General features: G+C 37.8%; 13 protein-coding genes and 1 riboswitch. Of the genes, 2 read left to right on the forward strand and 11 right to left on the reverse strand.

Annotation, left to right across the window (positions count from 1 at the left end; all coding sequences use genetic code 11):
• Nucleotides 1-25 precede the first annotated feature (25 nt).
• From ACTNEP_RS07505 to ACTNEP_RS07530, 6 genes are all read right to left on the reverse strand, one after another.
• A complete protein-coding gene (locus tag ACTNEP_RS07505; RefSeq protein ID WP_441161193.1) occupies nucleotides 26-805 on the reverse strand; it encodes a response regulator transcription factor in 780 nt (259 codons plus the stop codon).
• A gap of 15 nt (nucleotides 806-820) precedes the next feature.
• Nucleotides 821-2551 (reverse strand): sensor histidine kinase, encoded by a 1731-nt coding sequence (locus ACTNEP_RS07510; protein ID WP_441161194.1) that lies wholly within the window; start codon nucleotides 2549-2551, stop codon nucleotides 821-823.
• Between the two features lie 152 nt (nucleotides 2552-2703).
• A complete protein-coding gene (locus ACTNEP_RS07515) occupies nucleotides 2704-3474 on the reverse strand; it encodes a DeoR/GlpR family DNA-binding transcription regulator (RefSeq protein ID WP_441161196.1) in 771 nt (256 codons plus the stop codon).
• A gap of 77 nt (nucleotides 3475-3551) precedes the next feature.
• On the reverse strand, nucleotides 3552-3866 hold the full coding sequence (locus tag ACTNEP_RS07520) for an L-rhamnose mutarotase (RefSeq protein WP_441161198.1): 315 nt from the start codon (nucleotides 3864-3866) through the stop codon (nucleotides 3552-3554).
• 312 nt (nucleotides 3867-4178) lie between these two features.
• Entirely contained in the window at nucleotides 4179-5045 is an 867-nt protein-coding gene (locus ACTNEP_RS07525; RefSeq protein ID WP_441161199.1) for a Cof-type HAD-IIB family hydrolase, read from the reverse strand.
• Nucleotides 5046-5136: 91 nt separating this feature from the next.
• Entirely contained in the window at nucleotides 5137-6114 is a 978-nt protein-coding gene (locus ACTNEP_RS07530; RefSeq protein WP_441161201.1) for a ring-cleaving dioxygenase, read from the reverse strand.
• A gap of 168 nt (nucleotides 6115-6282) precedes the next feature.
• Nucleotides 6283-6397: riboswitch (TPP riboswitch) on the forward strand.
• A gap of 152 nt (nucleotides 6398-6549) precedes the next feature.
• Here ACTNEP_RS07530 and thiW point away from each other — a divergent pair.
• The gene (thiW, locus tag ACTNEP_RS07535) at nucleotides 6550-7050 is read left to right on the forward strand and encodes an energy coupling factor transporter S component ThiW (RefSeq protein WP_441161202.1); all 501 of its coding nucleotides are present in this window, start codon (nucleotides 6550-6552) and stop codon (nucleotides 7048-7050) included.
• Between the two features lie 230 nt (nucleotides 7051-7280).
• Here thiW and ACTNEP_RS07540 read toward each other — a convergent pair whose 3' ends face one another.
• The 5 genes from ACTNEP_RS07540 to ACTNEP_RS07560 form a co-directional block, all read right to left on the reverse strand.
• On the reverse strand, nucleotides 7281-7520 hold the full coding sequence (locus tag ACTNEP_RS07540; protein ID WP_441161203.1) for an indolepyruvate ferredoxin oxidoreductase subunit alpha: 240 nt from the start codon (nucleotides 7518-7520) through the stop codon (nucleotides 7281-7283).
• Between the two features lie 219 nt (nucleotides 7521-7739).
• Nucleotides 7740-8579, reverse strand: a complete 840-nt coding sequence (locus ACTNEP_RS07545) for an aldo/keto reductase (RefSeq protein WP_441161205.1) — start codon at nucleotides 8577-8579, stop codon at nucleotides 7740-7742.
• Between the two features lie 106 nt (nucleotides 8580-8685).
• Nucleotides 8686-11055, reverse strand: a complete 2370-nt coding sequence (gene helD / locus ACTNEP_RS07550) for an RNA polymerase recycling motor HelD (protein ID WP_441161206.1) — start codon at nucleotides 11053-11055, stop codon at nucleotides 8686-8688.
• A 183-nt stretch (nucleotides 11056-11238) separates the two neighbouring features.
• A complete protein-coding gene (locus ACTNEP_RS07555; RefSeq protein WP_441161208.1) occupies nucleotides 11239-13050 on the reverse strand; it encodes an ABC transporter ATP-binding protein in 1812 nt (603 codons plus the stop codon).
• Entirely contained in the window at nucleotides 13043-14764 is a 1722-nt protein-coding gene (locus ACTNEP_RS07560; protein WP_441161209.1) for an ABC transporter ATP-binding protein, read from the reverse strand. Before ACTNEP_RS07560 ends, ACTNEP_RS07555 begins: the two co-directional genes overlap by 8 nt.
• A 283-nt stretch (nucleotides 14765-15047) precedes the next feature.
• On the opposite strand from ACTNEP_RS07560, the gene ACTNEP_RS07565 reads away from it, so the two are divergent.
• Nucleotides 15048-16034, forward strand: a complete 987-nt coding sequence (locus tag ACTNEP_RS07565) for a phosphate/phosphite/phosphonate ABC transporter substrate-binding protein (protein WP_441161210.1) — start codon at nucleotides 15048-15050, stop codon at nucleotides 16032-16034.
• Nucleotides 16035-16066 lie beyond the last annotated feature (32 nt).

A 16066-nucleotide genomic window follows, 5' to 3' on the forward strand; every position in this document is an offset into this window, starting at 1 on the left:
GTGATTAGATAAAATACCACATATTTTAGGAATCGGTTACATTTTGTTTTCTAAAACTATTTGGTGTCATCTTTTCATATTGTTTAAAAAGCTTAATAAAGTACTTAGACGTCTGGTAACCGCTTTTTTCAGCTATTTCAGCAATCGGCAAATCCGTAGATAAGAGTAGTTTTTTCGCCTCTTGTATCCGCTTTCTCGTCACATACTCGCTAAACGTAGCTTCTAATTCTTCCTTAAATAAGGCACTTAAATAGCTGGGATTTAAATGAACTTGATTGGCGACTTTTTTCAATGTTAATTCCTCATCATAATGCTGATCAATATAATCCATTGCTTCTTTTACCGCACGGTTATACTTGCTTAATTGTTGCATCTCCAGCAATTTATCATCCACTATTTTATTGTACATACCCGTTTTTTCTCTTTGCTTCTCCAGTTCAATTGCTTTATCGATAGCCTGCATTAATTTCTCTTTAGCAATCGGCTTTAACAAATAATTAACAACTCCTAACTCCAGTGCTTCATGAGCATATTCAAATTCGGAATATGCTGAAATAACAATGACAACAGGGTCCTTCGCTTTTTCTTTTAATTTTTTAAGCAATTCTAAACCAGTAACCTCGGGCATTCGGATGTCTGTAATAAGTACGTGAATTTTTTCTTGATTGATTCGGTTAATCGCTTCTTCCGCATTTGCGGCAGTAAGGACCTCATAATGATCAGGATATGTCCGCTCAATTGTTTTTTTGATCCCTTGGCGACTCCTTGGCTCATCATCGACAATTAGAATCACTTTCTTATCCATATTACCTCAACCCCCTTATACCGGAATTTCAAAGCTTACAATCGTTCCTTTTCCTTCTTGACTCAAAATGTTAATATCACGATTCGCATCTGCGTCATAAAACATTCGTAAACGCTGTTGAACATTATGCAATGCCATCCCTGTTTGTTTTTGTTGTCTGATTCCACCATCTATTAGCTTCTTTACTTCCGCTATTTTTTCTTCACTCATACCTGGTCCATTATCACTTACTGCAATCCGAATCCGTTGTTTTTCTGGAATCTTTTCAATTTTAACCGTAATATTACACTCACCCATTACATTTCCGGCACCATGTAATATCGCATTCTCGACGAGCGGTTGGATCATTAACTTAGGTATTTTGATATCCAACCAGTCACTGTCCACTTCTTTTGCCCAATTTAGCCTTTCTCCAAAGCGCATCCGCATGATTTGCATATATCGATCAATATGATCTAATTCTTCCTTGATGGTAACCCACTCATCTTCATTTTCTTTCGTAATCGTATAACGAAATAACTCTGACATGGCAAGGACTACATTTGCTAAATCTTCTTCTTCCTTTTCATCCAGCGACCAATATAATGCATCTAATGTATTAAAAAGAAAGTGTGGATGAATTTGCGCTTGTAAGGCTTTTAATTCTGTTCTATTTTTAATGATTTCTTTTTCATATACCATCTGAACTAAATAATTGGTTTCTTCTGCAAGCTGATTATACGTTTGGTTTAACTCATTAATTTCTTTGGTAGAATTTATGACAGGGTTTTGAGCCAAAACTCCTTCTCCCGCTTGTCTCATTGTTTTCGTTAATCTTGTTATCGGTCTTGTAATAAATGTGGATAAAAAGAAGGAAAATAGGAAAAAAATGACTAACCCAATCAAACCTGCAATGAGAATACCCGCTTGTACCGTAGTAATACCTGCTGTTAATTGGTTAACAGGTGTCAAAATATTGATTGTCCATCCTGTTAACTCTGATTTGTCCTTGACCAGCATATACGCTTGATCATCAATGGTAACCGTCTCGCTGTCAGTACTTATAATCGATTCTAAAGCGTCTCCATCATAATTCGTGACAATCGGATTGTTCCATTGATCGACTAAAATAGAATAATCATTTGATTCACTTTCCTGCTGATTGGAATTTAACTGGAAATAGTTTCGGTTTACCCTTGCTATAATGTATCCCCCATATTGAAAACTAGCATCCATTAAATTAATTTCCCGACCGACTAAGAAATAATTGTGATCTAATGGGTCTTCCCCAATCCATATTAACCTCCCACCAGCTTCATTTGCCCGAATAATCCAACGAGAATCAATACGGTCATGTAATAAGGTGGAGTCGATCGGTATTATACGCTGAAAATTTCTATTATATATTTCGATAGAATAAATACCGTCTGTATTTGCCTGAATTAAATTAGTTGTACTCATTAATGACTGTTTGTCATTAAAGGAAGTAATCTCTCCTTCAGCTTCCTGTAATAAAACTCCTTGGAGCTCTTCGTTCGTTAATACTTGTTTCGTTACCATATTTAATTGTTCAAACAATGAATCATATCTCCCAGATGACTCAATTGCTGTCTGCCTCATTTGCTCCTCTGCATTACTTTGCAATAAACCTTCGACTAAAACATACGTAATGGCGCTTACAATAAGTAACACAATGAACATAACAAGCAGATACACAACTAATAACTGATTTCTTAACGTATTCCACCTCTTTACATAGCTCCACATACAACCACTCCATCAAAAAACAATACTTTGTTTAATCATTATACTATGAAACAGGACCGGTGGACAGGGACAATTTTCCTATGTTCTTTAATCATTATATTATGTACATCTACCCTTAATCAAATAGAAAAAGCACTTCGTTAATCCTGTTATTAACGAAGTGCTTTTATAACCTCTAAGCCATTTTCTTGTAAACTGTCTACATCTTGATCTGAAGCATTACTGTCAGTCATTATTCGTTCTACTTTTGTTAACGGGGCAACATGGGCAAATGCCTGCAAATGAAACTTATGGTGATCTGCCAATATATAAGTGGTGTCCGCTATTTCTATCATCTTTTGCTTCACACGTGCTTGTTGTTCATTCGACTCACTGATGCCTCGTTGGAAATGAAGTCCTTTACAAGACAAAAATGCTTTATTTACATGATATAAATCAAGTGAACGTTCTGCTAACGGTCCAACATAAGAAAGAGACCTTGCGAGCAGTGTACCACCAGTCGAAATCACCGTAACTTGACTTTTTTTGCTTAATTCCAACACGACATTCACCGAATTAGTCAAAACCGTAACAGGTATATTTGGTAAATTCTTCGCAACATACCAAGCTGTTGTACTGGCATCTAACAAGATTTTATCGGTTTCGACAATATGTTTGACAGCTTCCTGAGCAATTTCTTTTTTCTCGTCTACATACATTACCTCTCGTTCTTGAAAAGGAATTTCCGGTCCATCCTGAGCCGAGGCGATACTGACTGCTCCTCCATGACTACGGGCTAATTTTTTTTCCTTTTCTAGCTTTTCTAAGTCTCGGCGAATCGTCTCATCCGTCACGGAAAAAAGGTTCGCAAGCTCAGAAACTCTAATACTCTTCTTCTGATTGACAACTTCTACGATTCGCTGATGTCTTTCTGCAACTAGCATCTGCTTCTCCTACCTTCTCGTTCTTGAAAACTGTCTACTATCTGACTATAGGGAAATCTACCATAAAATTCAACTGTTTAGTCAAGATGGAAGACTTCTTGATCAATTAAATACATTTTTGGATCGCCTTTTTCATCCATTGCCAAAATATCACTCATAAATGCCTGCCACTTACGGTTAGCGGGATTTGTTTCTAGTTCCTTCATTGCACGATGATAATCATCTACTTCCATGTATGCATATAACTTTGTACCATCCATAAAAATACTATAATTGCTTACGCCTACTTCTTTTAATGCTTGCAATAATTCGGGATGTACTGCTTGATGTCTTTTCTTATATTCCTCTTGCGAACCTTCCTTGCACTCCATCATAAATATATACCGTGCCATCGATATCCTCCCTCTCATTGAGAACGCATTCATTTTTGTTTTATTTTACTTATGTCTGTTTATATTCTAACACAGAATTAAACAAACATAAACAAAATATATTTTCGACGTCTAATGAAAAAAAGCTAGTCAAAAGAATAAATAGAAAAAGGAACATCCGAACATGTCTGAACTCTTTCATCACTACGGCAAAATACTTATCCGTAGACACGGTGATTAAGTGTAGCGTTACTAGCCGCCTTAGAGGCGTCTGCATGTGTTAACGAACGCTAAATCAGAATTGTTCGGAATTTAATTTTTTTCTTCCTTTACTTAATTATCTGTCAGACCACGATAGTAAGTCTCCAAATAGTGGAAGACACCTTCTTCATCATTTGTATACTCGGTTATGTCCTTTACCAACCCTTTAATTTGATCCGTGGCATTAAGCATCCCTACTGGAAAGCCTACATATTTCATCATTGGAATATCATTGTTACTGTCCCCGATTGCCATTGTATCCTTCGGACTAATTTGATAATACCTCAGCAATGCTTCAATGCCAGTTGCTTTGTTTACACCAGCTACCATCACTTCGACATTATGATAAGAGGATGAAGAGGTAGTAAAATCACTTTCTTTTTTGATACGTTCCAAAGAATCAATCCATGCTTGCATTTTTTTATGTTCTTTTGCGAAACAGTATATTTTCGCATACTTCTGCTCCGGCAATGTTTCGTGCCATTTTATATCGTGCTTGATCGCAGCTTCTCTTTCCAGCCATTCATTGATCCCTACTTCATCTGGCTTCTCACCACTAATCATCGCCTCTATATATCCTTGATCCTCTAGTAATGAGAGTCGCTCTCCATCATTGGGGTGTGCCTCATAATAAACCTGATGTGATCTGGCAGATTGAATTACTTTGTCCACAAGTTCTGTAGATAAACTATGTTCTAACAGCTTTTCCCCATCGACATAGGTAATCATTCCATTTGCTGTTACAAAGCCATCCAATTCCAAGTCATCTGGCGCTGAATCAAACACTTCATTAAAAGAACGGCCAGTTACAATAAATACTCGAATTCCCTTTTTTCTTATCTTTTGAATGATATCGAGTGTATTTTCTGTTAAATCATTGTGGTTATTCAGCAATGTGCCATCCATGTCTAAGCAAATTGCTTTTGGTGAAAATGTCATTGTTACAGTCCTCCCTTAAAGCTACGATTACTAGTATAGCATACGTTAATCAAGCCCACCATCGACTTTTATCGATAGGCGGGCTATGGCTTTAACTATTCTTCTTAACTGTATTTATAGGTTGGAGCTTCGCTTCGATTTCGCTTCGTTTATCCTCTAAGAAGGGTGGCAGGGCGATCGTTTCTCCGAGATGCTCCACTTTTTCATCTGTGTCGAAGCCTGGTCCGTCTGTAGCCAATTCAAATAGAATGCCATTTGGTTCACGAAAGTATAACGATTGAAAGTAATAACGATCGACAAGTCCTGAATTAGGTAGACGCTCTTCGGTAATTCGCTTATGCCACTTTTCAAGTTCTTGATAATCTGTTACACGAAAAGCAACATGATGAACACTACCTCTTCCAGGTCGTTCTTTCTGTAATTCCGGTCGAATGTCGATATGAATCTCAGCCCCTGTCCCACCTTCACCTGTTTCAAACACTTGCATATCCGTTTGCCCTCCCGGATTAGAATATGAACCAGCATAACGGAACCCTAGCACTTCTGTTAAGATTCTTTGGGTTGGCGCTAGTTCAGGAACAGTTAAGCGTACAGGCCCCAAACCGGTAATGCCATAATCCATTGGCACCGGACTTTTCGACCATGGAATACCCGCTGCTACACCACGGTTATTTTCATCTGAAATGAACACAAGCCGTTGCCCTTCAAAGTCTTGAAAGGGTAATACTTTTCGACCAAAATGCTTTCCGATCCCGTCATGGACAATATCGTATTGATCTAGGCGTTTCTCCCAATAGGTTAACGCCTCGTCACTTGCGACACGTAAAGATGTATAAGAGATACTATTATTGCCGGGATAAGTGTGGCCAGCATTGGCTATTTCAAAAAAGGTTAAATCGGTACCAGGTCGTCCAATTTCATCTGCATAGAACAAATGATACATAGTTGGATCATCCTGATTAACTGATTTTTTTACTAAACGCATTCCTAATATATCTGTATAGAAATAATAGTTTTCCTGTGCATTTGCTGTAATAGCTGATACATGATGAATTCCTTTGAGCTGCATAAGTTGCCTCCTTGCACTTGGTTGTTCATTCCATTATAATCCATTATTATCTTGAATTCAAAGCAATTGCTCCTTGACAATTGCAACGTTTTTGTTACAATTTTTTGTACTATTAGCTTTTTTATTGATAGACATACAAACTAAGTTTATTAATAAGGACATATGTATTATCACTACTAGGGGTGCCTATTCATTATAGGCTGAGAAAAAAGCACGGGAAGCTTTTTAACTCTGAGAACCTGATCTGGTTGGTACCAGCGGAGGGAAGTAGCTAAACTATTTCTATAGTATAGCCGGCTTCGATTCGAATCCGGCTTATTTTTCGTTGTGCTAAGCGTCCGCAACTAAATGGAGGGGGAAAATGCCCACTTAAGGAAGTCTCACTTTATTTTCAGCATGGTAATACGCGGTCAATTTTAACTGGGAGGCGTTTGCATGAATCGAACTTTATTATTAACCATGATGGCAGTTTTTATTGCTATCGGTACATTAGGATCACAATTTTTATGGTTTCCAACCGGGGTTGCTAAAGCATATCCCGTTCAACATGCCGTTAATGTAATGGCTGCTGTTACGCTTGGTCCTGTTCCAGCAGTTATTATTGCTTTTACTATCGGACTCTTACGGAATTTATTAGGAATTGGCACATTACTTGCATTTCCAGGTGGTATGATTGGTGCGTTATTTGCAGGTTATCTGTATCAGTGGACGAAAAGAAAAACAATGGCAGGTGTCGGTGAAATCATCGGTACCGGACTAATTGGATCTTTACTATCTGTTCCATTTGCAAAAATTTTAATGGGAACTTCTGCTGGTGTCTTGGCATTTTTACCAAGCTTCCTTGTTAGTAGTGTAACAGGTTCTATTATTGGTCTTTTGATTTTATCTAGAGTAAAGCATACTTCCTTGATGCAAAAAACTATTTCAAGTAAATAATGTTGGCAAGTTAATGATGCTTTTTGTGATTTCAACATTCTCACTTTTAAAAAAAGAGGTTGAGACAAAAGTGTTTTTTATCCAGCAAACTCCGAACATTAACGGTGCGAATACCCGCTTCGAAAATATACTGCACTTTCCCACAGGAGTCTATGTATATTTCCTACGCGCTATTAGCATATTGTCCGGCTTCTAGACGAAACAGTTTCTTTTTTGTCTCAACCTCTTGATTAATCATTTGCAAAAAAAGCTTCTGCTTTCTCTAAATATACTTCCTGTTCAGGAGTGAGATCGTACTCCTCTTCAATTGCATCTACTGGGCATACTGCTTTGCATGCTCCACAATCGATACAAATATCCGGATCTATATAAAATTGGTCAGGTCCTTCGACAATACAGTCTACCGGACATACGGTTGTACATTCGCCAGCTTTTTCTGTTTCACATGGCGCTGTAATTACAAATGCCATCTTACATCCCCCTAGATGTTTATCAATCTACTATTTACGATAAAGCATTATCAACTAAGATTGCAAGTGTTTGACTAAAATTTCACCCATGAGCTTGATGAGTGTCCAAAAAGAGAATAGGGAAATGGGTGCCTCTACCAACATGGAAGTTCTATTTTATTCAAAGAAGAACCCGCTTCATTTTTTAGAAACGGGTTCTGAAATTATCTTCAATAACTGTTATCTCTTGTTAAATTCGTCTGGATCAGCACCAACTCGTTCGTCTTTATTCATATCGTGAATTAATGTCATTTCCTCTTCTGTTAATTCAAAATCAAAGATATCTGCATTATCCTGAATACGATGCTGTTTTACCGATTTCGGAATGGTTACCACTTCTTGTTGAAGATCCCATCGCAAGATAACTTGGGCTGTCGATTTACCGTGACGCTTAGCAATCTTTGTTAATGTAGGATCATCTAAGAGTTGTCCTTGCTTCAATGGAGACCATGCCTCTAACTGAATGTTATGTTGTTTACAGAATTCATGTAAGCTACGCTGTTGTAAATGTGGGTGATATTCGACTTGATTTACCATCGGTGTTATTTCCGCATCTTTCATTAAATCTTCTAAATGGTGTTCTTTAAAGTTACTTACACCAATTGCACGAATTTTACCATCTTTATATAACTTTTCCATTGCCTTCCATGACTCTTTATATTTATTTTGTGACGGGACAGGCCAATGAATTAAATATAAATCTAAATACTCAAGTCCTAATTTGTTTAAGCTTGTTTCATATGCTTGAAGTGTTTCCTCATACCCTTGATCAGCATTCCATAGCTTAGAGGTAATAAATAATTCTTCACGAGGAATACCAGAATCCTTAATTGCTTTGCCTACACCTTCTTCATTGCCATAAATGGCTGCTGTATCAATACTCTTGTAACCATGTTCCAATGCCCACTTAACAGAATTATATACTTCTTCTCCTTCTTCGACTTTGAAAACACCTAGTCCAAACCATGGCATTTTGACACCATTATGTAGCGTTGTAGTTGATGCTAAACTATTAACCATCTTCCCATTCCTCCTCTAACTTTTATTACTATACTAGCTTGCCATAAATCGTATTAAATAGAAAAGATTGTGCTCAATCAAGTAGTGGATAACAGGATGAGCTTGCTCATCCTGTTCCTTTGTCCCCAATCTGGTGGACTTTGTAATGACGATATTGCTGCTTTGGTATGCTTTCGATAAAGTGTGTTGGATTGCCAATGGAAAATAAGGCCAAATCGTGCATTGCTCTTGTACATGCAGTATAGAATAAGTTTCGCTCTAATTCATCCTGAAAGTTATCATTGGATGCATCCGCGATGATAACCGCATCGAATTCAATACCTTTAGCCAAATATGCCGGAATGACTACAATCCCTTTTTCAAACGTATGTGCTTCTTGTGTCATTAAATGAAGGTCGATCCGATTCTTTAATCGCTGATAAACGACTTCGCACTCCTTCATTGTTTTTCCGATCAATGCAATCGTTTCATGTCCTTCTTGCTCATATTTAACTACTTGATCTACTATTTTTTCATCTAACATTTCCAGTTGTTCCACTTCCATCACAATAGGTCTCTCACCGTCACGCTCAAATGGCTCAATCAAATCACCGTTTGGCATAAAAGATTTGGTGAATTCGACAATCGGAGCAGTAGATCGATAACTTCTCGTTAAGACTATTCGTTCATGTTTTTCCTGCCATTTTTCTGATAATAATGTCTCTTCTCTTAAAGCATGTGCATAAATAGCCTGATTAATATCACCTAATAAAGTCATTCGACTAACCGGGAACATCTTCTTCATCAATGCAAACTGAAAAGGAGTGTAATCTTGCGCTTCATCAATGAATAAATGTTGAATAGATCGCTGTGCATCAAATCCCAACAAGCTTTTCTCAAAGTAAATATAAGCTGGCGCATCTTCCCATGTTAAATATTTTTGTTTGATATACTCTTCTGTCATACGACATATCTTTTCCCATTGGTCCGGAAGGCTGGTTGTTTCATCCACAACTGCTTCTGGATTTGCAAACAGCATTTGAAATGTTTTAAGTGGATTAACAAACGCCAATTGTTTGACCTTCTTGCGAAGTGGACGTAAACGCCATGCTACTACTCGTTTTCGTAATAATTCTTCTTCACGAGCATAGTCATCAAACGTCTCTTCCGAAAAGCGATTTTCTTCTTGTAGTGTTTGATGTACCTCGACATAATCTGCTTTATCCAGTAATTCACTTTCCTCTAGCACCCAATCCTTCTCCCGCTCGATCTTCTCCAATTTTTTTAGCTGATACAGAATCCAATTGGCTACTTTCTCCAATCTATCAGGAATCGCTAGCGAACTTTCTGTCTGATAGAAATATTTTTCGACCATCTGTTTCGGAATGATTGTTGTTCCCCTAAAGGTGATATTGCGGAAAACAAGACCTTCCCTGGCAAGCCGTTCTAAAAAGCGATCTATTAATTCCTTATAGGACAAGCTTGCTTTGTAATGCATAGCTTCTACTCTGGCATGGTAATTTTCCGCTTGTTTTTGCAAATAAAATTCCATCTGTTCGAAAGGTGTCTCCAATTGAAAACTATCGTCTAGTTGCCGGTGTAAATATTGGTAAAACGTCATTTGCTGCATGTTATCTTCACCAAGCTCCGGAAGTACAGTTGCTACATAACTATTGAACAATGGATTGGGTGAAAAGAGGACAATCTGCTCAGACGTTAATGTCTCACGATAACGATACAATAAGTATGCTACGCGTTGCAGTGCCGCTGAAGTTTTGCCGCTTCCTGCAACCCCTTGCACAATTAGTACGCGAGCCTTTTCATTTCGAATAATTTGATTCTGCTCTCTTTGAATCGTTGAAACAATACTTTTCATCTTCGTACTTGCTTGGTTTCCCAGTACAGATTGAAGGAGATGATCCCCAATCGTCAGTCCTGTGTCGAACATTCCCTGCAATTCACCATTACGGATCATATATTGTCGTTTTAACGTTATTTCCCCGGAAATATTTCCTTGAACGGTGTCATAACTTGCCGGACCTGGTGGATAATCATAGTACATACTCGAAATAGGAGCTCTCCAGTCATACACAAGAAAATTCTCCTCATTCTCATCCAATACAGAGGCCAAACCAATATAAATTGGTTGTGCAGATGACTGACCATTCTCTTTGAAATCAATTCGACCAAAATACGGGTTATCCTTCAAACGACTAAGAATGTCTAAACGCTCACTTACCTGACCGTGGCTTCTTTCCCGTTCCGAGAGAAATTCTGCTTGTTGCTTAATACTGGCTTCTGTTTCGATTTTGTCATCCATTTCTTCAATATTTACCGTTACGTCTTCCCAAAAATCACGTCTGATATCAATGACATCTTCTTTTAAGTCTTTTGCTCTAGATTGCAATAATGTCATTTTCTTCACAATTTCATTGACTACTTCAGTTACTCTTTGCTTTTCCTGCTGCCATTCTTGATCTTCTCGTTGTTCTGCCACTGATTCCACCTCCGTGACATGGATTTTGTCTTCTCTTTTATCATCGTGCTAACCGTCCTTAAGACCTTAGATGAAGCTATCCAAGGCTCTTGGTCGCTCATTCCCTTATAAGTTCGGTTATCTTTCGACCCGTTTAAAAAACAGATGAGATCCTCACTTTATTATATTCCAATTAAACTTGTATCACTCATAAATAGCTTGTGTTGTGACTAGATTAGCATAAAAACCTTCTTCTTTCATTAATGATGAATGGGTTCCTTGTTCAATTATTTTTCCTTCCTTCAGAACAAGTATCATATCAGCCTTTTCGATCGTATTCAAGCGATGTGCAATCACAAAGCTAGTCTTCCCTTTCATTAATGTTTCTAATGCATCAGTTATTTTTAATTCTGTTATCGTGTCAATACTACTTGTTGCTTCATCCAAGATTAAAATCGATGGATTAGCTAATATCGCCCTTGCAATGACTAGTAACTGCCGTTGTCCATGGCTAATTCCTTGTCCATTACCTTCAAGGATCGTATCATACTGATTTGGCAATTGAGAAATAAAAGCATGAGCATTTGCCATTTTTGCAGCTTCTTCTACTTCCCGATCACTAGCATCCAGTTTTCCGTACCGGATATTTTCTCTAATCGTCGTGTCAAACAGATAAGAATCCTGTAACACAACGCCTAAATGTCTCCGAATACTTTTATTGGTCAGCTGCTTCATCGAATGACCATCTAATAAAATATCCCCCTCTTGTTCTTCGAAAAACCTGGCCAATAAGGAAATAATCGTTGTCTTCCCTGCACCTGTAGGTCCGACTAATGCTACTGTTTGCCCTGGCTTAGCATGAAAAGAGATATCTTGCAAAACATGTTCGTCTGTCTGATAAGAAAAGAAAACATGGCGAAAAATAATATCTCCTTTTACGTAGTTAATATCTTGTTTTGCTTTTTCTGTTTCTTCTTCCTCTTGATCCATTACCTCAAATGCCCGCTCAGCACCAGCTACTGCTGATAAAATCGTGTTAAATTGATTAGCTAAATCATTTAAAGGACGAGTAAACTGGCGTGCATAGGTCGTGAAGGTCACAATAACGCCTATCGTAATCGAAGTTGCATTAGTAGCTAGTACGATCCAGCCACCTACCCCTACGATAATGGCAAACCCGAAGTTATTAAGACCATTCATTAACTTCGGAATAAATCCAGAATAGACTTGAGCCCAGTATCCAATATTTCTTAATTCTTCATTATGATTGCGATACTGCTTAATGACGCGCTGCTCTTGATGAAATAGCTTTACCATTGTGTGACCTGATAATGTTTCTTCTAAAAATCCAGTCATTTCACCAAGTTCGTTCTGTTGCTTCTTAAAATAATAACTCGTTCTTTTCGTAATCCATTTCATGCCTATATACATTAACGGGACGATCGTGACCGTCATCAATGTCAAGAGTGGGCTTAACCAAATCATCACTACTAATGTTCCCACTAGTGTCAATATACTTGTCATCACTTGAATAACAGCTGTATTTAACGTTCTACTGACATTTTCGATATCATTTGTCAGCCTGCTCATTAAATCTCCACTTTGTGACTCTTGAAATTGCATAACCGGCAAACGTAAGACATGCTCAAATAAATCCTTCCTCATCGCAAAAACAGCTTTTTGCGAAACATCAATCATCCAATAATTTTGCAAAGCCAGTGTTACTGACTGGAAGACGAACACAATTATTAACAAAATAATGATGGTTTTAAATGAGAAAAAGCTTTCTGCACCTGTCATAACATCTACTGCAACTCCAATGAAGTATGGACCAAGCAAGGACAATATCGCACTAACAAATACCATAACTAATACGAGCCAAAACATAGCTCTGTCCGCCTTCATATAACTCCATATTCGCATCAAAGTTGTCCGAAGGTTTTTCACTTTCGCTTTTTTAGAGGTTGGAGGGAGATGCCTTGACGGCGGCACTATTTCTACTTTATTGTTAGCCATCAAGTTTCACCTCTTCCCTTTGCTGTGTTTGCCACATGGTTTGATATAAAGGATTCGTTTGCAGTAATTGTTGATGAGATCCCAATCCGGATATTCGGCCATTTTCCAACAAAAGGATCTGGTCAGCGTCTTTTACCGAGCTAATTTTTTGAGAAACGATAAAAGTAGTACAATGCCTAGCTCTAATTGCTTCTAGCACACGGGACTCTGTAGTCGCGTCTAATGCACTTGTACTGTCATCAAGCAATAATATCCTCGGATTATCTGCTAATGCACGCGCAATAGATAACCGTTGTTTTTGACCCCCTGACAAATTGACACCTCTTTGACCTATTTGCGTCTGATATTTATCTGGCAATGTCATAATAAAATCATGCAGCTGTGCTTCTTTCGCTACTTTTTCTGCTTGTTTTTGCGTGAGATGCTCATTTCCCCATGTGATATTATCGAGAATTGTACCTGAAAATAAAAAGCCTTCCTGCGGGACTAATGTCACGTCATTTCTTACCTTATTCCCTAGATGCTCTATCGGTTTACCATCTACCAAAATAGTACCTGCTGAAGGATGATAAAGGTATGGAATAAGGTGTAACAAGGTTGTCTTTCCAGAACCGGTTTCGCCTAAAATCCCGATCTTTTCTCCTGCATTGACCTTAAAATTAATATCTTTTAATATTTCCTTACGTGAGTTTGGATAGGTAAAGGAAGTGTTTTCAAATTGAATATCCCCTTTAAGCCTTATCCTTTTCTGCTGTTCGGTAACCTTGTCATCTGCTTGCTGGTCCAGAATATCACTAATCCGTTTAGCAGAAGCCCGTCCTCTTGACAAGTTCATCAGCAAAAAGGAAAAGACTCCAAAGGAAGCTAACATTTTGGTTGCATAGTTGATGACACCTACTACTTCACCAGCCTGAGCGGAGCCGCTGTCAAGCTGAATAAAACCAAACCATAATAATCCGATCATTGCGAAGTTCATGATCAACATAACAATTGGCATAACAACTTCCATTACCCATAATGCTTGTCTATTTTTATCCTTAAGACTTTTATTCACTTGTGAAAATCGTTCATTTTCAAATGTCATCCGATGAAAAGCTTTTACGAGCTTTATTGCCAACAGGTTTTCACGAATGACATTATTGATCCGATCAATCTGTTCCTGCACATGACGAAAAAGCTTCATTCCTTTTATCATTAGCCAAAACATCACCAAGAATAAAACAGGAATCGTAGCTAATAAAATAAATGCAAGAGGTACATTTAACGCAAATGACATGAATATACCAAATATGATAAATAAAGGCGCCCGTAACATAATTCGCATAAACGCAAATAATAAGTTTTGAACCTGTACCACATCATTTGTCATTCTTGTTAATAAAGTAGAAGTAGCGAATTGCTGAATTTTCATCGCTGAAAACATTTGAATATGACGGAACATATCATTTCGCATATCATAACCTACACCTTGACTAACTTCTGCCGCAAAAAAAGAACTTATAATACCGGCCGCAAAAGCTAAAACCGTGATTCCAAATAGAATGGCTCCATAAAAATAAATCGTCGACATGTCTCCGACCATAATGCCGTCGTCAATCAATTTTGCCATAATGATCGGTTGTACAAGCTCGACTATCAACTCAACAATCATCAATAACAGCGCGATAAATAATGCTTTCCTATATGTATTTGCATATGTAAAAATAATTTTCATATTCTTCCCCCATTGTACCTCTGTTTCTATTATAACTGATTAAAAGCGCTTTCTCCATTTATCACAATTAAGGAAACGTAAATAATGTAAAGCACTTGATAAAATTGTAAAAGATTTGTAAAACGTATAGATTTCTTGTCGTTTTCGATAGATAATGACGTTGCAAGAAATCTATGGAATAGAATTCACTGTCAGATCATTTTCCACCATAATGGATTTTATGGCTTATTCCATAGACAATATTCTTGTATAACGATGATTTTTAAGGGGGAATCAAGAAAAAATGAAAAAGTTGCTCTTATTGTTTATTGCTTTATTCGCTTTGTTTGTTATCACAGCTTGTGGTGCAAGTGACGATACAAGTGGAAACAACGATAACGAAACCGAAGATACGGAAGAAAACCAGAATGAAGAGGCAGAAGAAAATGAGGCAGAAGCTAGTGAAGAAGCGGATGCTCCTGATCAACTTATAATGGGATTCGTTCCATCACAAGATTCTGATACTATTGCAGATACCGTTGAACCGCTAGCGGACAGGCTTTCTGAAGAGTTAGGAATCCCTGTAGAAGGAAAAGTAATGACAAACTATACTGCTTTAGTGGAAGCAATGGGTACAAATGAAGTACAAATTGGTTTCATTCCTGCATTTGCTTACGTATTAGCAAATGATAAACATGATGTGGAGGTTATCTTAAAATCCGAACGTTATGGCAGTGGAACATATGTTGCACAGTACATTGTCAGCGCTGATTCTGACTTCGAGGAATTAGCTGATCTAGAAGGCGCGGTTTGGGCTTATGGGGACCCATCTTCTACAAGTGGTTATTTATTCCCTGCAGCACAAATTATGGATGAGTTTGGTGTAACTGATCCACAAACGGAATTTTTCGCTGAGGCATACCAAACTGGTGGACATGATAACTCAGCCATTGAAGTGTATGAAGGACGTGCTGATGTTGCGACTACCTTTGATGATGTTCGTGAAAATTTAGAAGAAGAATACCCAGATATTATGGAGAAAACAAAAATCCTTGGATATACGGAAGAAATTCCAAACGATACGATTTCCGTAACGAAGGAATTAAGTGATGACTTAGTCCAAAATATTAAGGATGCCTTCTTATCATTTAATGAGGATGATGAGATGATTCAGATTATGAATGATGTATACAGTTGGGATGCGATTATAGAAGCTGAAGACAGCGAATATGACGTAGTACGTAGCACTTACAACAAATTTGGCGACAACATAGATTTAGATGATGAATAAGCAAAGCTTTACAGGAGAGAGCGTGCTCTCTC

This window comes from Gracilibacillus sp. HCP3S3_G5_2 (genome assembly GCF_052063305.1).
Classification (GTDB): Bacteria; Bacillota; Bacilli; order Bacillales; family Amphibacillaceae; genus Gracilibacillus.